The organism is Streptomyces sp. 147326, assembly GCF_045000215.1.
Classification (GTDB): Bacteria; Actinomycetota; Actinomycetes; order Streptomycetales; family Streptomycetaceae; genus Streptomyces.
In genome coordinates, this window is sequence record NZ_CP134201.1 from 8,300,324 (window position 1) to 8,318,757 (window position 18,434).

Genomic DNA, 18,434 nt, shown 5'->3' on the forward strand with positions numbered 1-18,434 from the left:
ACACCGGGATCACGTCGTACCTGGACGGGGGAGCGAAGGCGGCGGTGCGGTACGTGCACATGGCGCTGCTCCCCTTCTCTTCGGACTCGGCACGAGTGCGCGCAGTGCCGTTTCGGCAGCGCGTACGGCGAGTCTAGGGAGCGGACCGGGGCGGGGCACCGCATTTTTCCGAGAAGAACGTGTACCGTGCGTGATGATCCACTACGGAAAGTGACAATCTGTCTCATCCCCAGGAGTCATCATGTCCATGTTGCTGATCAAAGGGTCGTTCCGGGTGGACGGCGGTGCCGAGCCGGACGGCGACACCCTCCCGTTCGTCCCCGACGACGTGGCGGACTGGAAGCTGGTGGGCGGCCGCGCCAGGGTCGTGCCCAAGGCGGACGGCCGCGCCGCCGTGCGCCTGGAGGGCGTGGACGCGCTGGAGACGCATTACAAGAAGCCGGGCTACGGACCGGAACGCCACCAGCCGAGGAAGTTCGGGCACCAGGCCGCCGACGCACTGCTGAAGCACCTCGGATTCACCAGCATCGACCGTCACGAGAACGAAACCGTGACCACCGTTCCCGTCCAGGTGCCCGGTTTCATCCTCACCAGTGGCGCCGACGCCTACGGCCGCTGCATTGCGCTGGCCTTCGACGGCACCGTCCGCCCGCCCGTGTACAGCGGCTACGAGGTCTCGGTCGACGAAGGCCTGCTGAAGAGGAGCGCCAACTACCGCCTGGTCGAGGACGGCCTGGCCTATCCGATGTTCTATCCGGGCCTGCCCGGATACCTGCGCGACGTCCTCAAGGCCGCCGCCCGCGAGGCACGTGAGGCCGCACCGCCCAGAGGGTTGTGGGCCGAGGACAAGACCACCGACGGGGCATTGATCTCCGGCATCGAATCGATCACGGATGACATCACGGGGACGGTCATCCTGCCCAAGCTGTTCCGCCGGCTCAAGGACTACCTGGACTCCGACTCGGGCATCACCTCGCTCGCGGGTTTCTCCGCCTACCTCGCCGGAGCCGGCGACGAGTACCGCATCCTGCCGGACGGCAAGACCAAGACCGGACTGCACAGGCTGATCGAGATCAGCGACGACGGCAAGACCCTGCGGATGCCCCGCCGCTCCGACGAGCTCCTCTTCCTGGACAAGTGAGGACGCTCCGCACCCGGGAGACGGGCGGACCGCCGTCAGCCCGGCTGTGTCAGCGGCAGCCTGAGCACCAGCCGGGCGCCGCTCGCGCAGCCCTCGGCCGTCAGCGTGCCGCCGTGATGGGTGCTCAGATCGCGCGCGATCGCCAGGCCCAGACCCGCTCCGCCGTGGTCGCGGCTGCGCGAGTCGTCGAGCCGGGTGAAGCGCTCGAAGATCCGCTCCCGGTCCGCCGCGGGGATGCCGGGACCGTCGTCGACGACCTCCAGCACCGCGCCGCGTGCGGTGGTGCACAGGGTGACGTCCACGCTCCGGTCGGCGTAGCGCTGCGCGTTGTCGACGAGGATGGTGACGACCCGGCCGAGCCACAGTGCGCTCGCGGTGACCTCGACGTCCGCTTCGAGGTCCGTCCGTACGGGGACCCGGTCGCCGAGGCGGCCCTCCACCACCTCGCGCACGAGGGCGGTCAGGTCCAGCGGGACGGCCGTCACGGGCTGGGCCGCGTCGATGCGCGCGAGCAGCAGCAGATCGGCCGCGAGGTGCTGGAGCCGTTCGATGTCCTCCAGGGCCCCGCCGATCAGCTCGGGCCACAGCTCCGGGTCCCGGACGGCCAGGGCCACCTCCAGCTGCGTGCGCAGGACGGTGATGGGACTGCGCAGCTCGTGCGAGGCATCGGCGATGAACTGCCGCTGGCGGATGCCGGAGGCCTCCAGCCGGTCCAGGGTGGCGTTCATCGTCTCCGCCAGGCGGGCGACCTCGTCGTGGGTGGCCGGGACCGGCACCCTGCGGTGCAGGTCCCGGTCGGAGATCGCGGCGACCTCGGCGCGGATCTCCTCCACCGGCCTCAGCGCATGACCGGTGACCCTCCAGGTCACCAGGGCGACGGTGGCCAGCAGTAGGGGCATGCCGATGACGAGGGCGGCGGTCGTGGTGTCGTCGGCCGCGTCCGCGTCCCGCAGCGAGGCGCCGGCATAGACGGTGGCCGGACCGTCGGGGGTGTCGGTGATGACCTGGACGACCCGCTGACGGTGTTCGCCGCCGAACGGGCGGACCTTCCACGTGTGGACGCGGGCCCCCGGCAGGCCGGGGGTGCCCGGCGGCAACGGAGGCACGTCCAGCAGGTTCGGGCTGGCGAACAGCACCCGCCCGTCGGCGCTCACCACCTGGACGAACTCGACGCCGCGGGCGGGCGCGCGCAGGCGCCCCAGCTTCCCGGTGGCGGCGAGCTGGGCCACCGTCTCGGCCTGCCGCCGGGCATCGTTCTCCGCGTTGCGCATCAGGTTGCCTTCGAGCAGCCCGAGCAGGGCGAACGAGGCGAGTGAGAGTGCCGCGGCCACCACCACGCTGGCCCCCACGGTGGCCCGGGCCCGTACGGTGGTGGGCCACAGCCGCCGCAGCGCGGGCCACCGGCTCAGGGTCGCGCCCGCGATCGCGCGCAGGGCGGTGCCCACCCGGCGGCGGAGACGGGAAAGCGGACGGGGGCGCGCGCCGGGCCGCTCAGCCACCGTCGACCGCCAGCCGGTACCCGGCGCCCCGTACGGTCTCCAGCGCGGCGCGGCCGAACGGAGCGTCGATCTTGCGGCGTACGGCGCTGACGTGGACCTCGACCACGTTGGGATCGCCGTCGAAGGCGCTGTCCCAGACCTGTTCCAGTATGTCCCGCTTGGGCACCACCTCGCCGGAGCGCCGGGCCAGGTACTCCAGCACCGCGAACTCCCGTGCGGTCAGCCGGATCTCCGTGCCGCCCCGGGAACAGGAGTGCCGGGCCGGGTCGAGCACCAGGTCGCCGAAGCGCATCACCTGGGGGCGCCTGCGGCCCGTACGCCGCCCGAGCGCGCGCAGCCGGGCGACCAGGACGAGGTAGGAGAACGGCTTGGACAGGAAGTCGTCGGCGCCGGTGTCCAGGGCCTCCGCCTCGTCGTACTCCCCGTCCTTCGCCGTGAGCATCAGGATCCCCGACTCGTTGCCGGCGGCGCGCAGCTTCGAGCAGACCCGGTAGCCGTTCAGTCCGGGCAGCATGATGTCGAGCACGATCAGGTCGTAGTCGTGCTCGGTGGCCATCCACAGGCCCTGGGGCCCGTCGTGGGCCACGTCCACCGAGAACCCCTCCGACTGGAGCCCCCGCTGCAGGGCCACGGCCAGCCGTCGTTCGTCCTCCACCACCAGTACGCGCATGCCGGACAGGATCTCAGGCCCCGCCCGCTCCTGGCTGAAGAGGTCTTCAGGTGGCTTCAGCGGGGCTTCAGCATCCGCTCAGCATGCTCGGGAACGAGCCGGGCGCAGTGCCCGGTTGTCCTGAGGAGCGCCTGTATGTCTGATTCTGTCCCGCCGTCCGAGCAGCCCGAGAACGCGCCGGAGGCCGGAGTCCGCAAGCGAGCGGCTCTGGGCCGCCTGGTGCCGCGTACCAAGACCGCCCGCTGGGTGGCGGCGGGCGCGGCCGTGGTGGTCGTCGGCGGGGGAGTGGCGGCGGCCGCCGTCGCCGGCCATGACCACCACGGGGACCGGGGCCCGCGCCTCGTCCGGGCCGAGCCCGGCGAGAAGGGCGGGTTCAAGCGCGGCCCGGAAGGCGCGCCGCACGTGTTCAAGGGCGGCCGCGGCGGCCCGGAGGTTTCCGAGCGGCGCGCGGAGCTGGTCGGCCCCGGCGCGCCGGGCGCCCCCGGAGCTCCCGGTGGCAAGGGAGGGCCGCACAAGCCCGCCCCGGCGCCCCTGCCCTCGCTGGCCATCGGCGAGGCGGCCGACAAGGCCGCCGCGGCCGTGACGGGCGGGAAGGTCGAGAGCCTGCGCGTGATCGCGCAGGACGGCGGCGGCAGCGCCTGGCTGGCCGTGGTCCTCGGACCGGACGGAGTCCGCCACGCGGTCACCGTCTCCGGCGCGGACGGCACGATCACCAGCAACACCGTCATCGGCGGCCGGTAGCCGACATTGAGCAGGTGATCCAGGAGAACCCCGCCGCGGTCCTGGAGCAGGCCGAAGCCATCGAGGCGCAGATCATCAAGGTGCAGCGGCGCGTAGAAGCCCGTCACGAGACCCCCACACGCACGGCGTGCGGGGGTCTGTGCGGGGGTGGGCTTCCAGGGGGCGAGGGTCCCCCTCCGGCCGGGGTCGCCCTTGTTCTCGCCGACCGGGTTGCCGTTGTCGTCGGTCCAGTAGGCCCGCTCCGCCGACACGGTCTTGCTGTCGGCGCCGCAGATGTGGATGCCGTCGTCTAGCCACCGGTAGGTGCTACTTTCGCCGCGGCTGGTACCGCAGCCGTACAGCCTCGTCCGTGCGGCGGGCGCGTCCGCCGTTCCAGTTCCACTACCGGGGCTCTGCGCTGCCGCTCCAGCCCCGAACTACGAGTCGGGGAGTTCCAGCGGATGGTCGAAGACGTGCTCGGGCCCCGCTGTTGACCAGGCCGAGCCCTGCCCCGGTGCGAACGGAGTGTGACTAGGGTGACGCCATGTCTGTCACATTGAGCGGCGCAAAGGCTGCTGCCGCACTCCGTACGTCGGCGCGGGTTTCCGCCGAACTGCTGGTGGTCCTGGTCATGGGGGCGGCGGCCCTGTGGGTTCTGAGCCGGATGTGGTCGGTGGTCTGGCCGCTCATAGTCGCCTTGTTCCTCACCACCCTGACCTGGCCCCTGGCCGCATTCCTGCGTCGGCGGGGGTGGCGGCCCGCTCTGGCCGCCTCCGTGGTGACCGTGCTGTTCCTCCTGGTGGCCGCGGGCATCGTGGCGCTGATCGCCGTGCCCGTGGCCTCTCAGTCGGGCGAACTGGCGGACGGCGTGTCCGAGGGCATCCAGCGGCTGCGCGAGTGGGCGGCCGGGCCGCCGCTGAACATCGGCGACGACCAGATCGCCGGCGCCTCCGACGCCGCGATGGACCGTCTCCAAAACAGCGTCGGCAGCGCGGTCTCCACCGTAGTCACGGGGGTGAGCACCGTCTTCAACGGTCTGGTCACCGCCGTCGTGGCGCTCTTCCTGATGTTCTTCTTCCTCAAGGACGGCCCCCGCTTCCTGCCGTGGCTCACCCGCCAACTCCCCGGCCGGCTCGCCACCGACGTCCCGGTCGTGGCCGCGCGCAGCTGGCAGACCCTGGGCTCGTTCGTCCGGTCCCAGGCCTTCGTCGGCCTCCTCGACGCCGTGTTCATCGGCCTGGGCCTGTGGACCGTGGGCGTACCCCTGGTGCTGCCGCTGGCAGTGCTGACCTTCGTCTCCGCGTTCGTGCCGATCGTGGGAGCCCTGTTCGCCGGCCTGGTGGCGGTGCTCATCGCGCTGGTGTCGAACGGGCTGACGGACGCACTGATCGTGCTGGCCATCATCGTCGGGGTGCAGCAGCTCGAAGGAAACGTGTTCCAGCCCATGATCCAGAGCCGCAGTCTCGGTCTCCACGCGGCGGTGGTTCTGCTGGCAGTCACGCTGGGCGGCAGCCTGGCCGGCGTCGTGGGCAGCCTGCTGGCCGTACCGGTGGCCGCACTCGTCGCCGTCGTCTGGAACTACCTGCGCGACCAGCTCAGCGAACCACCGCACGAGCCGGAGGCCGACGAACGGCTACCCACTGCTCCTGCACCGTCGTAGGACCGTGCTGCGGCGCCGGGGCAGGACACCGGCGCCGCTGAGACCGTGTGCCCAGGTTCAGCTCGCGGCCGCTGGTGTCGGCCAGGGTGAGGTCGACGGCCGGGCCCGCACTGTGCGGAGCGATGTCGGGCTCCCGCAGGTACGCGAAGGCGTCCGCCGGGTCCTGCTTGCGTGCGTCGACCAGCAACGAGCCTCCGATCCGGACGTCCACGAGACGTTCACCGCATTCCGTAACCGGTATCGCGCCGCCCCTCGGATCCGACATCAGAACGATCTCAGTCATGACGTGATCATCTCGCATGTCTCAACCCGGTCAACCTTCCCGGTCAGCACACTGGCATCGACGTCGACATGGGCAACAAGAACGCCCTGTGCGACGGAACCCGGCCTTGATGTGAAGGCCTTCGCTTCGACCGCTGTGCGTCGGCGGAAGGCGGCTTGGCGGCAGCGCCCGAGCGGGCGGTGAGACGCGCATCACTTCCCGGGTGACTCGGGGTCGGGCATGCGCGATCATGACTGGAATGGACGCTCGTTTCCTTGGTATCGCTGATCTGGTCGACGCCCCGCCGGTGGCGGTCGTCGTCGACGTCATGCGGGCGTTCACCGTGGCTGCCTGGGCTTTTGCCCAGGGGGCGGAAAAGATCGTTCTTGCTGGGTCGCTGGACGAAGCGCTGGCGCTCAAGGCTCGCCACCCGGATTGGGTGGCGCTCAAGGACGGTCCGCCCGCGCCCGGGTTCGACGCCGTCAACTCGCCGGGCTTGCTGCGGTCTGTTGACCTTGCCGGCCGGACCGTTGTGCAGAAGACCACGGCAGGGACGGTCGGTGCCCTGGCGGTCAAGGAGGCGCCGTTGGTCCTGTGCGCCGGCTTCGTGGTGGCGGAGGCAACGGCGCGGCTCTTGCGGACGCACGAGAGTGACAGCGTCACGTTCGTAGTCACCGGTGAGGACGGGAAGGCCGACGAAGATCTGGCGTGTGCCCAATACATCGCTCGGAGGGCCACCGGGGCCGGGACGGATGCTGCTGAGTTCCTCCGCCGCGCTGCCGGGTCGCGTGCCGCCGCCGAACTGGCGGAGGGGGTGCGCCAAGGAGTCCATCCTGATGACGTTGCGCTCTGTCTTGAGGTCGACCGGTTCCCCTTTGCCATGGTGGCGGCCCTGGAAGGTTCGCTCATGGTCCTGCGGCCACGCGCGATGCCGTCGCTGACCGGAACAACGCGTGAGAATCAGTCCCGGTCCCGGCCGACCGGGACGACACCCCTGTAGCTGGCCGAAGCGACTGTTCTGCAAGGATGCCGAGGACCGCCACTGCACGCAGCTGGGACCGGCTCCACCCGAGACCCACCCACCGCACCTGCTGGTTCGACCACTACGGTGAGCGACCGCGCGCCAGACCCGGTGTGGTTGTGGTCCTCGGCCGTTGACGCCACCGCTGTCGATGTTGATCGCCGGTGGCGGGCCCGCACCCCGGTACGACGTCGGAAAGACCGGCAACGTCCTCACCGGCGTGCTCAGGCCCCCGCCGGCATCGGAGGGTCCTGAGGGGCTTCTTGTGCGAGTTCAGGTTCTGGGCGCGGCATCAGGTCGGTCAGCGGAAGGGCCGTCGCGTCTTCAGGGGGCCGTGACAGGTGCAGCATCGTGTGGAAGTAGCCGTCGGTCTCCTTCCCGTACGGGTTCTCGCCGGCTGAGGTCACCGCTTGGACGGCGTATCGCTGCTCGTCCGCGTCTGTGAAGCGTCGTTGCCGGAACGTGTGCGTGGTGGCCGTCTCGGTGACCAGGCCGTTCGCAGCCAGGCATGCGGCGATGGACTCGTACGAGGTGGTGCGCAGGACGAAGGCCGCGACCCATACAGGGTCTTGGGCAGCGGCCAGGATCGGTTGGAAGGTGCGGGGGGACAGGAAGGTGGCCCCTCCGGTGATCGTGATCAGACGGGTGTGCCGCGCGGCGCGAAGCAGAGACGCAGAAGGAGGCGCGGTTTCGAGGTTCTCGGCGAAGCCCTGTTCCAGCAGGCCGACCTCGCATGCGTAGGAGATGGCGTTCGTGGCCATGTCCAGTCCGATCACCCGGGCCGGATCACGGCGTCGGCGAGCCGCGTAGTAGCTGCGGTCCCATTCGATCAGTTCGGCTGTGGTGAGTGCGGCGGCCTGCCGCGAGGTGTAGTGGGCATAGAGCTCGTCCAGTGTCACCTCATGGTTGAGGAGGGCGGCGTTGATGCCGTAGGAGCAGCAGATGTCCAGTACGGTCACCGGTTCCGCCCCGCGGGCTGTCCGCGTGCGGGCCGCAACCGCCCGCCGGAAGACGTCCTGTCCGTGATGGGGTGTCTGGTATCCCAGTGGACCCAATGCCCGGAAATAGGCCCGCGGATCCGGCTGATCGTAGATGGCGTCGAACGCCGTCATACCCTCCCGTACGGGGATCTCCGATGCCTGCGAGCCGTCGGCGGCGATGTTCCCGTGTCCACTGTTCCGCATCCCGCTCATGCAGGTCCTCCTCATACAGCTCAGGTCCGCTATCCGGCCAGAGTCGGTGACCCCAGGGCGGTACGGGAAGAAGGCGTGGCAGAAACCAGCCACGCGCCGCAACAGGCCGGGAGGAGATCGCCGTTCCGAGGCCGGCGAATGCGGGCTGATCAGTTGGGCCGTGCCTACGGGGCCATCGACTGGCCCCCGATGCCCGGGGCCCCGGCGAGCTGGCCCTGCCACCACGCAGCCATCTCGCCGCCGTCCATGGCCGCCCAGGCCGGGGTCTCCTCGACCTGGGCCCGGCCCAGCCGGCGGGCCAGCGCGACCAGCTGCCGTCCGGCCGTCCCGCGGGACTCCTCGTAGCCGCGCAGCAGTTCCTCGAAGGACCCGGCTCGGCGCCACCCGTCGGCGAGGGCGGTGGCGTCCTGCAGGGCCTTGGCGGCCCCGCTCGTGTTGTGCGGGCGTACGACGGTGGCCGCGTCGCCCGCCAGCAGCATCCGGCCCGCGGCGGTGCGGGCGGTCTCCAGGTCGTAGATGGGCTGGACGAAAGTGTCCGCCGGAGCCGTCAGTGCGAGCGCCCGTCCCCAGTACGGCGGAAACTCCCGGTCGAGCAACGCGCCCAGGTACCCCGACAGTTCAGCGGTCAGACCGCCCGGCGGGAAGCTCGTCGGGTCGTCGAAGCGGAGCCCGCCGCCGCGCGGCGGAGGGGCGTAGAGCACCCAGTTCACCCGCGGCCCGTCCGGCCCGGGGATGCGGTACACCACACAGGTGCCGCCCGCGAAGCAGACCGTGGTCACCGCCTCCGGCACCGAGTCCGCGTCGCTGCCCAGCCCCGCCAGCAGCTCCGCTTCGAAGTTCCCGCGCCAGCACACGTAACCGGCGTAGTGCGGCCGGGACCGCGGGCAGAGCGCCTCGCGCACCACCGACCGGTACCCGTCGGCGCCGACGACCAGGTCGAACCGCTTGACGGAGCCGCCCGCGAGCCGCACTTCGGCGCCCGCGTCCCCGGCCGCCCCGACGCCCGTCACCGTCTCCCCCTGCCGGTAGACCACCGAGTCCGGGACCGACTCCCGGAGCCCGCGCCACAGCAGTCCCCAGTGGTAGGAGTGGAAGGGGAACGGCTGCTCCCACACCACCCGCCCGCCAGGCCCGCAGGTGTCGTCCCGCACCACCCAGCGGCGGCGCTCCAGCCGGTGCGCCGCGATCCCCGCGGGCAGTGCCCCGCTCGCTGCGAGCTCCACGGCCCGCTCGTCGTGGATGCAGAGGCCCACGCCCCGGTCCTCGAGCCGCCCGCGCGTGCGCTCCAGCACCACGACCTCGCCGGCACCCGCCCGCGCCGCCGCCGTGGCGACGGCGCAGCCCGCGATGCTTCCGCCGACCACCGCAACCGTTCCGCCCCGCATGACCGCCTCCCGACGAAGAACCGTGCACGTGACCCGCGTTCAGAGGCGGATCACGTTACTGAATCCGCGGCGCCCCGCCGGGTCAGGGCGTCGGATTCCCGCCAAGCCCGCGGCCGCCGCCCGTGACCGCCCGCGCCGACGGGGCCGGCGGGGTCGGCTGCGGGGAGCCCTGCAGGGCCAGCGCGGTGAGCACGAGCAGCGAGTCCGTCCAGCCCAGGGGTGCGACCGAGGACGGCAGTCCGGCTCCGTTCACCGTTTCGGGGAGCTCGCCCAGCCCGTTGCGCTTGGACAGCACCCAGTCGAGCACCCGGCCGGCCCTCGCCTGCTCGCCCGTACCGGACCAGGCGAGCGCGAAGAAGGAGGTGCTGGCCGTCCACGCGTACGAACCCCAGCTGAAGGAGGGGTCGTTGCCGGGCGAGACGCCGCCGTTGGGCAGCAGCAGCGCCCGGTAGGTGGAGTCCAGCGCCCCGCCGAGACCGGGCGGGGCGGCGTTGAACGGGGGCGCCATGAAAGCCACCGCACTGTCCCGGCCGTGCTTGCCGTCGACGGTCCGCTGGTACCCCAGCGGGGCGAAGCGCGTGGCGATCGCGGCGGAGAGCCGCCGGGCCGCGTCCTGCCAGCGCTCCGCGTCCGCGCCCATGCCCTGCCGGCCGGCCAGGTCGGCGGCGGCGTTGAGCCCGGCGAGCAGGGGCGCTGCCGTACCGATGTTGGCGGTCGTCGTGTCCAGCTCCCAGTAGTCCGGAGACGCCGGAGGCAGCCCGTCCGGTCCCAACGACCGCGCCGCGTAGTCCGCCGCCTTCCGCACCATCGGGTAGAGCCGGCCCAGCCGTTCGTCCCGGCCGCCGGGCGGCGCCGCCTGGTACCACTGCCAAGTCGCCCAGGGCACCCAGCCGTTGCCGTCCAGCTGCCACTTGCGCGCGTCCGGCGGTCCGCTGCCGTCCAGCTTGGTACGGGCCTCCCAGGTCCCGTCGGCCCGCTGGGTCAGCGCGTCGTAGTCCAGGATCCGGTACGCCTCCTCGTCGTGCCCGGTGGCGGCGAACGCGGCCGCGGCGAAGGCGCCGTCCCGCGGCCACGAGTACTCCCAGGGCGGCGACCACGCCGCGGCGAACGCACCGTTGGGCTTCAGCAGCGCCCGCATCGACAGCAGGGCACGCTGCGCCGCGGCCCGCTGCACGGCGGTGGTACCCGGCACCTTGCCCGAGGCCAGCCACGCGCGGCTCTCGGTGACCTGCGCCAGGGCGCCCGGGTCGTCCGCCTCGACGACGGCCGACGCCGAGGCCCCGTCGGGCAGGTACCGCCACCGGCCGGAGGGCAGGCGCAGTACGTTGCTCCCGTCGACGTAGGAGGCGCCCACGGCGAAGGAGGGCAGGACGGCCTCGGTGGCCACCCGGTTGGTCAGCAGGCCCGACGTACGGGCCGCGAGCGCGGAGGCCGGTACGTAACAGGGCTCGGTCTCCCCGCAGCGCTCGCTGCCGGTGGGATTGACGTGGAAGGCCAGCCGGGAGGCGTAGGCGTGCCAGCCGCCCCAGTACGCACGGTCGTAGTTCCAACTGGTCAGCGAGCCGGGCACGGACCGTGTGGTGCCGTACCAGGCGATCGGCTTGTTCTCCGCGGTGGTCGCCTGGAGGAACAGGTAGTACGTGGTGCCCGGGGTGACGGCGGCGTCGACCGGGAATTCGACCCAGCCTGCTCCGGCGCCGCCGAGGGCGGCCAGGTTCAGGGTCCTCGAGGCGATCGTCGACCCCGCGTCCGTGCGCACCCGGCGGATCTGGGCGGTCACGGTGCCCGTCGCCGCCCCGCTCGCCAGCCAGACGCTCACCCGGGAGAGCCTCGTGCCGGTCACCGCGAACTCCTGGGCCGCCGCGTTGTTGGTGGACTTCACGCTGAACAGCGCGGTCTCGTGGCGGACCTGGCCGTCGTAGATCACGGCGGCCGCTGCGGCTGAGGCGGCCGCGGCGTCCGGGAGCGCGGCGGGCACACCGGTCAGGGCCAGGGAGAGCACGGCGGGCAACAGATTCCTCGCGAACGCCATCGGATACAGGCCCTTCCTCTTCGACGGGCGCGCGCGGTGTGCCGGGGCGCCGAAAGCTGGACCCACCATGCAGGTATCCGCTCCCGGGGACGGGGGAGTCGGGACGTGTCCCACCGGATTGGGCCGTAGCAGCATCCGATCGTGTGAAAGAAACAGCGGCGGCGCTCCTGCGTGAGCCCCGGCCGGGCCCGCGGGGGCGCACGTCGGCGAAGGCCGCGCGGACGGGTGTGCCGGGGGCGTGCGCGGGCGGACCGGGGCGCGCAGGCAGGCGGATGCGCTTCCTTCTGAAGATTTTCCCGGACCGGCTTGCACGATCCGGCTCGTTTTCCGATGGGGTGGTGAGTGGGAGCGTGCCTGGCGCTCCACGGCTGCTGGTCCGGGGGCAGGCACGCCGAATTACGCATGGTCCACTTGGAAGGTTCCGCGCCGAAGTGAATGTTGCCGAGACGATCGCCCTCGCGCTGTTAGCCGCCACCGCGGTCCGTTGTCTCGTACCTCTCGTACCTCTCGTACCTCTTGTAGTCGATTTTCTTGTGGCCGAAGTGGTCGACGTGGCCGATGCCGTCGACGTGGCCGATGGGTTCAGGGCGCGCGTGCGCCTGCCGGGCGCGTGGGTACGGACGGGAGCGGGCGGGCCAACCGCCCTGCGCCGCCTCGCCGTTCCCCCGGCCCGTCACCGTGAGCTCCCCACCGCCCCGGCGGGGAGCGCTGAACAGCTGTGGGGGAGCGTATGAGCGAAGGCGAATTCGATCCATCGGGGGACCAGGCGGTCTCCAGCGAGCTGGCCGGAGTCCTTCCGGTGGAGTTCACCGCGTTCCACTCCCAGCAGCACCGCGCCTATCTCCGGTACGCCCACCTGCAGCTCGGGAACCCGAAGGACGCCGAGGAAGTCGTCGACGACGTGTTCACCTTCCTGCTGAAGGTGTGGCGCCAGGCGCTGAAGGAGGCGAGCCTCCATGGCTTCGCCTGGGCGGTGCTGCGCGAGCACGTCGAGCGGCGGCTGGCGGTCCTGGGCCGGCAGGTGGCCATGGTGGAGACGGCGTGGTTCGCCGCGCTGCGCCGGTCCTCGAGGGAACGGCTGGAACTGCTGGAGTCGAAGCTCGGACTGTACGCGGCGATCGCGGGCCTGTCCGAACGACAGTACGACGTGGTGCTGCTGGCCTTCCTCCTCGGCAACGACTCCGACACCGTCGCCCGGATGATGGGGATCACCCCCGCGACGGTCCGCTCGCACATCCGCGGCGCACGCCGAACCCTGTCCCGCAAGCTCGGGGTCGACTGGATCCCCGGAGAGGAGAAGGACCAGTGAGCGACATGCCCTGCAACCGTGACATGCCGCTGTGCGAACTGGACGCGGCCCTGGAGGACGCGACGGTACTCGGGGAGGAGTACGCCGGATACGACGAGGGGGCCGCCCGGCGCCGGATCGCCCGCCGGATCGTCGCCGACCGCGCCCGCTCGGCGACCGGAACCACCACCGGCGGAACCCTGCCCGCCCGGGGGCAGCCGGCACCGCCCGCCACCGACGACCTCGTCCTGGATGCCGCCTGCCACGTACGGGCCGCCCGCGGCCTGGAAGACCTCGCGTGGTCTCTCGTGGAGAGCCGGGACTTCGCCGAACTCGCCCTGGACGCCGACTCCTGGCCCCACGGTGCGGACTCGGCGCTGCTCTTCGGCTGCCTGCTGCACCTGGCCGACCGCACGGACGGCGCGCAGTTCTGGTTCCAGTACGCGGCCGGTGCGGGCTCGCAGACCGCCGCCCGCTGCCTCTACCTCCACCACCTCGCCCGCGCCGAGGTCGCGACCGCCCGCTACTGGAAGCACCAGGCCCAGACCCTGCCTCCCGACGAGCATCTGCCGATCCTGCCGCCGGCCCCGGAACACCTCGAAGAGGCCCTCGGAGCCTCGGTCATCTGGACCTCGCCGCCCATCACCACCCAGGACCTCACCGCCCTCCCCGCCGGCCCCGGCCGGGCCGGACGACCTCCGCTGCGGCTCCCCGCGCGACTGCGCCAGGCCCTCACGGCCCGCCCGTACGAGGAGCACCCCGACCTGGGGGAGGTCTTCACCCCCGGCCCGCAGGTCGCGGTCGCCGTCGCGCAGAACGCCCGGCTCAACCCCCTGCACCTGACGGAGGAGGCGAACGCATGGGCGCTGGAAGCGCTGAAACAGCCGCACCTGATCCACGCGGCCCGTAAGACCCCCGAGGGACGCCCGGCGCCCGCCGCGCTGGAATCCGTCCACCAGGCGCTGCGCGTCCTGGAAGTCATCAACCGCTACTCGGGCGGGGTGAACCTGACGCAGATCGCCCGCGAGACGAAGCTGCCGCAGCTGGTCCTCGCGCGGGCCGTGGAACAGCTGATCCGCGCCAACCTGGCCACCCCGATCGGACCGGACGCCTACCTCGCCGGCCATGCCCTCCTCCTGGCCGACTCGGTGAACGGAGAGGGCCGCGGGCATCTGCGCGAGACCCTCGCATGGGTGCGGGACGCGGTCGGCGCCGCCGTCTACGTCGCCCGCTACACCGACGGCGAGGTCTCCATCACCCAGTACGCCGACGGCCCCGCCACCCCCGTGGTCGAGGAGTGGGTCGACTTCCGCGCCGCCGCCCACGCCTCCGCGGTGGGCAAGGCGCTGCTCACCCAGCTCGACTACGACGACAGGAAGGACCACCTGGCCCGCCACCGGCTCACCCGTTTCACCGCCCGCACCCTCACCAGCCAGCAGGACCTCTTCCACCAGCTCGACACCCGCCCGCCGAACGCCCCCCTCCTCGACCTGCAGGAGTACGCGCTCGGCACGGTGTGCGCGGCGGTGCCGATCACCGCGGGCCCGAACGCGGAATGCGTGGCCCTGTCCATCCCGGTCCCCGACCCCGGCCGGCTGAAGCAGGCCGCCCGGATCCTGCAGAGCGAGGCGGCCGCGGTCCTACTCGCCCTGATCGTCGCCGGCAGCACCCAGCCCGCGGCACGCAAACCGGAGGACACCGTCCTCTCCCCGACCGCCTAGCCCGCACGGCCGGCCACCACGGAAGACGGGCCCGCCGCCCACAAGCGGCGGGCCCGCATCAGAGCGGCGCTCCTTGTTGTGCGCACTGCTCACCGATCCGTTTGCGGGCCGCCGAGAACGCCGGGAGATCACCGGCCGACACGGCGCGCAGCAGGTCCTGCAGGGCCGTGGCCAGCGCGACGTTTCCGCCGTCGGCGGCGAGGCGTACGGCGTCGAAGAGTTCGGCGTTCTTGTCCGCGCTGTTCATCGAGTCCCCGGCGCCCATGACCCGGTCGTACTTCGCGCAGGCGGGGGCGGCGGCGCCGGTACCGGTGCCCGACGGCGGGGCGGGCGGTGCGGGCGGTGCGGGCGGGGGCGCTCCGGCCGTGGCCGTCGTCGTGCCGACCGCCAGTCCCGTGGCCACCACGGCGAAGGCCAGCAGGGTGGCCAGCCCGAGCACGGTCCGCTCCCTCCGGGAGACCGGTACGGGCGCCGGCGGCGCCCCGGGCGGGCGGCGCCGGGCCCACCACGAGCCGGCCACCGCCGCGGCCCCGGCCCCGGCGACGGCGCAAGCGGCTCCCGCCACCACCACCCGTAGCAAGGTGTCGCGTACGAAGGCGAGTTCCAGGTCCACCACACAGGGCCCGGGAGCCAGTGAGAACACGTTCCAGCAGCCGCCCACCATGCTCCCGGCGAAGACGACGCCCGTCGCGAGGCAGCCCGTGACGAAAGCCGCCATGAGTCCGAAGAGCACCGCCACCCGGCCATGGACCCGGTACAGCCCCGCCGTGACGACCAGCGCCACCAGCCCCTGCAGAACCACGGCGGCGGCGACGTTCCAGTGGGTGAACGCGAGGACGTACGCGACCTGCCGGCGGCGCTCCTCGGCCACGCCCAGGTGCACGTACGCCCGGGTCCCGAGGACGGCGACGGCGAAACCGGCCGAGCCGGCGAGGGACGTGACGACGACCCACCGCGCCCAGCGGGACGGCGGTCCCGCCGCCCTGCGACGCCACAGCGCGGCGAGGGGCAGGGCCCAGAGCGTGACCGCGGCCAGAACGGCGGGAGTCCACCGGTAGAAGAGCTGGGCCATGGGGTGCTCCAGAGCGGCCCACGGCCAGAACGCCTCCACGGGAGCGACCGCGGCGATCGCCCGGTGGTCGGCGCGCTGCTCGGCGTTGACGGGTCCGAGCCCGTCGGAGAGGTCGTACAACAGCAGCCACCAGCCCAGCAGGACCGCGAGCGGGACCACCGCCGCCGCCACTCCCACGGGCCACGACCGGCCCGACGGGCGTCCGTCGGGGGCGAGCCAGACCGTCGCACCCTGCACGATCCACCGGAAGAGCAGCACGACCAGCAGGCACAGCACCACCGACCACGCGGCCTCCGTGACGGTCGGAGCGGGCAGCCCGTCCGACTGGAGGATTCCGTTCTCCGCCGCCACGAGCCGGCCGGCCACACATCCGGCAGCTAGTCCGACGGCGGGCAGGACCGTCGGCGGGCGGCCGTCCCGGGCCTGCGCCGTGCCGCTCCCCGCCGCCATGGTCGCGCGCCACAGCGCGGTGCCGACGACGGTGACGACGGCCGGGGCGAGCACCAGGGCAACGAGCCAGCGGGAGTCGCGCGGGGCAAGGTGGTTGAAGCCGAGCCAGAGCAGCGTGTGCAGGCCGGCGGCGGTGATCGTGGCCGCCAGCCCCACCGCGAAGCACTCGCCGAAGCCGATCCGGAACTGCGCCGTCGGCCGCGCGAGTTCGACGGCGCGCCGCTCCGCACGGGGGTGCAGGTCCAGCGGTCGCAGCCAGCCGGGCCACCGCGGCTCCCGCGCCGCCCGGGCGTTCAGCAGCCTCAGCAGCCCGGGCCGGGTGCCACTGACCGCGTCGGCGCGGGCGTCGGCGCCGAACTCGCGCGCACGCAGTACCGCCGCGGCGCTGACACAGACCAGGGCGACGAGCACGGCCGCCCGCCACGCCACACCGAGGACGTCGCGCGCATCCGTCCCGGCCAGGGCGACGGCCAGCGGGACCAGCCCGAAGGGGACGAACGCCAGAGCCAGTGCGGCCGTCAGGTGAGTGATGTCGACGTCCTTGTTCCGCACGTGCCCGAGTTCGTGCAGCACGATCGCCCGCAGCAGCTCCGGGTCCTGCCTGCCCTCGGTGAGCAGCCCCCCGTTCAACCGTACGCGGTAGTCGCCCACGCGCCCGAAGGTGATCGCCGTCACTTGTGGGCGGCGCCTGGCCACGAGGAAGCGCGGTGCCTTGCGCAACCCGGCTTCCGCCACCAGGGATTCGAGGACGCCGAGCAGCGCCGCGTCCTCCGGGTCGTCCTCCGGTTCGAGGGGCTCCAGCCGTTCCCGCCACATCCGCAGCCGGGGGAAGGCCCAGTACAGGGCCAGGGCGGCGACGGCCATCAGCGCCAGGCCGGCCAGGATCCACCAGGCCTTCTCGCGCTCGAAGGCCGCCGTGCAGGAGAGCACGCCGCGGGCATAGGCGCCCGGATCCGTGACAGGGGCCACCTCCGGCGGGGCCGCGATGCACCTCTGGTAGTCGGCGAAGGTGTCGTCGGCGCCGGGGGCCACGGCGTAGTAGAGCAGGTTGTAGATGAAGGCCGATGTCCCGATCAGCGCGGTGACGAGCAGGACGAAGCGGAACTTGACCCCGTGCGGGAGAACGAACGGATCCAGGGGCTCGGACGGGGTGCGGCGGTCGTTCGCTGACAAGGGTCTCGGCCCCTCTCGTTGGCGCAAACCGGGATCAGGGCGTCAGCGTGTCGACCAACGCGTCCGCCAGCCGAACGGCTCGGTCCTCGTCCAGCCCCAGTTCCAGCGCGGCCGCGAGCGCCTGGGCACGGATGCGGCCCAGTTGCTCGGGGGAGAGCGGGACGCCGGGCGCGGGCGTGGCCGCGGCGGCATCGGTTCCGGCGGCCGTCGCTGCGTGTGTCTCCGTGGGTGTTTCCGCGAGCGCCTCCGCGGCGGCCGGCTCCGGGCGCCGGAGCACACGTCGCAGCAGCCGCCGGATCCCCTCCTGGCTGCGGTCGGCGGCGGTGGTGGCCAGGGACTGGGTCAGGGAGACCACCACCCCCTGAACGACGGCGAGGATGAAGGGTGCAAGGGCCACGGCCACCTCACCGCCGCCGAACCCCAGCGCTTCGTCCTTCGGCTTGGCGCGCAGGCTCTTGCGCGCGGCCTTGAGCTCACCCTCGGGGTCCCGGAAGTAGGCCTTGCTCTGGCGCCGGAACAACGCGAGCTCCCCTGGCACCGCCCGTTCCACCACGGCCCGCGCGATGTCCTGGACCAGCTCCTCGTCCACGAACCCCGGCCCGACGGTGTGCTTGCCCATGAGCGCATCCCTCCAGTGTGTTGAGCCCCCGTTCCCTCGATGGGGGCCACGACGAGACTCGGCTCCGCCCACCCGTCGTACAAGATGAGTGGCGCGGCGCACGAGAGCGCGGCCGAGTCCAATCGGGACGGTTACGCGCCCTGGTCATCAGGTCCGATGTGTGCTCGACTCGCGGCCGTTTCAGCCTCCGCTGAGCTGGCGGACGTAACTGACCCCGTCCAGCTTGAGATTCTCGAACGTATAGCCGTATCCGGCGTCGAATTTCTCGATCGACCAGTGCGTGTAGGAGATCGTCCCGCCCGTTACGTAGAGGGTCATGGAGGATCCGTCGACGACTGCGGGGCCTTTGAGGATCTGGCGGTTGTTGTAGTGCAGCTCCACCGTTCCGTTGGCGGTGAAGACAATCTTGTTGAGGCGCGCGGAGTCGACCCCGTCCCCATCCCATTCGCCCACCAATTCCCGGGGGATTCTTCCCTTGGGGAGTGCGGGAGACGGGGGAGCCGGTGGTGGAGTGAGGACGATCGTGCT

General features: G+C 72.2%; 15 protein-coding genes and 1 pseudogene. 6 read left to right on the forward strand and 10 right to left on the reverse strand.

Going from position 1 to position 18,434, the window contains the following annotated elements; all coding sequences use genetic code 11:
- Positions 1 to 241 precede the first annotated feature (241 nt).
- A complete protein-coding gene (locus RIU97_RS38310; RefSeq protein WP_404962091.1) occupies positions 242 to 1,141 on the forward strand; it encodes a thermonuclease family protein in 900 nt (299 codons plus the stop codon).
- A 35-nt stretch (positions 1,142 to 1,176) separates the two neighbouring features.
- Here RIU97_RS38310 and RIU97_RS38315 read toward each other — a convergent pair whose 3' ends face one another.
- Together RIU97_RS38315 and RIU97_RS38320 are read right to left on the reverse strand one after the other, a co-directional pair.
- Entirely contained in the window at positions 1,177 to 2,532 is a 1,356-nt protein-coding gene (locus RIU97_RS38315; protein ID WP_404963085.1) for a sensor histidine kinase, read from the reverse strand.
- A gap of 100 nt (positions 2,533 to 2,632) precedes the next feature.
- A complete protein-coding gene (locus RIU97_RS38320) occupies positions 2,633 to 3,310 on the reverse strand; it encodes a response regulator transcription factor (RefSeq protein ID WP_319720920.1) in 678 nt (225 codons plus the stop codon).
- A gap of 135 nt (positions 3,311 to 3,445) precedes the next feature.
- On the opposite strand from RIU97_RS38320, the gene RIU97_RS38325 reads away from it, so the two are divergent.
- Positions 3,446 to 4,051: a hypothetical protein gene (locus tag RIU97_RS38325; protein ID WP_404962092.1), complete on the forward strand. Its 606-nt coding sequence runs from the start codon at positions 3,446 to 3,448 to the stop codon at positions 4,049 to 4,051.
- Between the two features lie 523 nt (positions 4,052 to 4,574).
- Entirely contained in the window at positions 4,575 to 5,690 is a 1,116-nt protein-coding gene (locus RIU97_RS38330; protein ID WP_404962093.1) for an AI-2E family transporter, read from the forward strand.
- Between the two features lie 43 nt (positions 5,691 to 5,733).
- Here RIU97_RS38330 and RIU97_RS38335 read toward each other — a convergent pair.
- A pseudogene (locus tag RIU97_RS38335) lies at positions 5,734 to 5,973 on the reverse strand (hypothetical protein); the annotation flags it as partial.
- Between the two features lie 238 nt (positions 5,974 to 6,211).
- Between RIU97_RS38335 and RIU97_RS38340 the strand changes: the two are divergent.
- A complete protein-coding gene (locus RIU97_RS38340; protein WP_404962094.1) occupies positions 6,212 to 6,952 on the forward strand; it encodes a 2-phosphosulfolactate phosphatase in 741 nt (246 codons plus the stop codon).
- Between the two features lie 245 nt (positions 6,953 to 7,197).
- On the opposite strand, the gene RIU97_RS38345 is transcribed toward RIU97_RS38340, so the two are convergent.
- The 4 genes from RIU97_RS38345 to RIU97_RS38360 form a co-directional block, all read right to left on the reverse strand.
- Complete coding sequence (locus RIU97_RS38345) at positions 7,198 to 8,085, reverse strand: hypothetical protein (RefSeq protein ID WP_404962095.1); 888 nt, start codon at positions 8,083 to 8,085, stop codon at positions 7,198 to 7,200.
- Between the two features lie 245 nt (positions 8,086 to 8,330).
- Positions 8,331 to 9,551, reverse strand: a complete 1,221-nt coding sequence (locus RIU97_RS38350; protein WP_404962096.1) for an FAD-dependent monooxygenase — start codon at positions 9,549 to 9,551, stop codon at positions 8,331 to 8,333.
- An 82-nt stretch (positions 9,552 to 9,633) separates the two neighbouring features.
- The gene (locus RIU97_RS38355) at positions 9,634 to 11,583 is read right to left on the reverse strand and encodes a hypothetical protein (protein WP_404962097.1); all 1,950 of its coding nucleotides are present in this window, start codon (positions 11,581 to 11,583) and stop codon (positions 9,634 to 9,636) included.
- Positions 11,584 to 12,047: 464 nt separating this feature from the next.
- Complete coding sequence (locus RIU97_RS38360) at positions 12,048 to 12,260, reverse strand: hypothetical protein (RefSeq protein ID WP_404962098.1); 213 nt, start codon at positions 12,258 to 12,260, stop codon at positions 12,048 to 12,050.
- Between the two features lie 53 nt (positions 12,261 to 12,313).
- On the opposite strand from RIU97_RS38360, the gene RIU97_RS38365 reads away from it, so the two are divergent.
- Together RIU97_RS38365 and RIU97_RS38370 are read left to right on the forward strand one after the other, a co-directional pair.
- Positions 12,314 to 12,892, forward strand: coding sequence for a sigma-70 family RNA polymerase sigma factor (locus RIU97_RS38365; RefSeq protein WP_319732568.1), 579 nt, complete (start codon positions 12,314 to 12,316; stop codon positions 12,890 to 12,892).
- 872 nt (positions 12,893 to 13,764) lie between these two features.
- Entirely contained in the window at positions 13,765 to 14,592 is an 828-nt protein-coding gene (locus RIU97_RS38370; RefSeq protein ID WP_404963086.1) for an IclR family transcriptional regulator C-terminal domain-containing protein, read from the forward strand.
- A gap of 58 nt (positions 14,593 to 14,650) precedes the next feature.
- On the opposite strand, the gene RIU97_RS38375 is transcribed toward RIU97_RS38370, so the two are convergent.
- The 3 genes from RIU97_RS38375 to RIU97_RS38385 all read right to left on the reverse strand — a co-directional run bounded on the left by RIU97_RS38375 (position 14,651) and on the right by RIU97_RS38385 (position 18,359).
- On the reverse strand, positions 14,651 to 17,287 hold the full coding sequence (locus tag RIU97_RS38375; protein WP_404962099.1) for a M48 family metalloprotease: 2,637 nt from the start codon (positions 17,285 to 17,287) through the stop codon (positions 14,651 to 14,653).
- Between the two features lie 34 nt (positions 17,288 to 17,321).
- Positions 17,322 to 17,906, reverse strand: coding sequence for a hypothetical protein (locus RIU97_RS38380; protein WP_404962100.1), 585 nt, complete (start codon positions 17,904 to 17,906; stop codon positions 17,322 to 17,324).
- 180 nt (positions 17,907 to 18,086) lie between these two features.
- A complete protein-coding gene (locus tag RIU97_RS38385) occupies positions 18,087 to 18,359 on the reverse strand; it encodes a hypothetical protein (protein WP_404962101.1) in 273 nt (90 codons plus the stop codon).
- Positions 18,360 to 18,434: the final 75 nt, after the last annotated feature.

What these genes read in the sequence shown, in the direction of transcription:
- RIU97_RS38320 (WP_319720920.1), bottom strand. Translation starts at nt 3,310, where the DNA reads ATGCGCGTACTGGTGGTGGAGGACGAACGACGGCTGGCCGTGGCCCTG.
- RIU97_RS38310 (WP_404962091.1), top strand. Translation starts at nt 242, where the DNA reads ATGTCCATGTTGCTGATCAAAGGGTCGTTCCGGGTGGACGGCGGTGCC.
- RIU97_RS38340 (WP_404962094.1), top strand. Translation starts at nt 6,212, where the DNA reads ATGGACGCTCGTTTCCTTGGTATCGCTGATCTGGTCGACGCCCCGCCG.
- RIU97_RS38345 (WP_404962095.1), bottom strand. Translation starts at nt 8,085, where the DNA reads ATGACGGCGTTCGACGCCATCTACGATCAGCCGGATCCGCGGGCCTAT.
- RIU97_RS38350 (WP_404962096.1), bottom strand. Translation starts at nt 9,551, where the DNA reads ATGCGGGGCGGAACGGTTGCGGTGGTCGGCGGAAGCATCGCGGGCTGC.
- RIU97_RS38330 (WP_404962093.1), top strand. Translation starts at nt 4,575, where the DNA reads ATGTCTGTCACATTGAGCGGCGCAAAGGCTGCTGCCGCACTCCGTACG.
- RIU97_RS38365 (WP_319732568.1), top strand. Translation starts at nt 12,314, where the DNA reads ATGAGCGAAGGCGAATTCGATCCATCGGGGGACCAGGCGGTCTCCAGC.
- RIU97_RS38380 (WP_404962100.1), bottom strand. Translation starts at nt 17,906, where the DNA reads ATGGGCAAGCACACCGTCGGGCCGGGGTTCGTGGACGAGGAGCTGGTC.
- RIU97_RS38325 (WP_404962092.1), top strand. Translation starts at nt 3,446, where the DNA reads ATGTCTGATTCTGTCCCGCCGTCCGAGCAGCCCGAGAACGCGCCGGAG.
- RIU97_RS38355 (WP_404962097.1), bottom strand. Translation starts at nt 11,583, where the DNA reads ATGGCGTTCGCGAGGAATCTGTTGCCCGCCGTGCTCTCCCTGGCCCTG.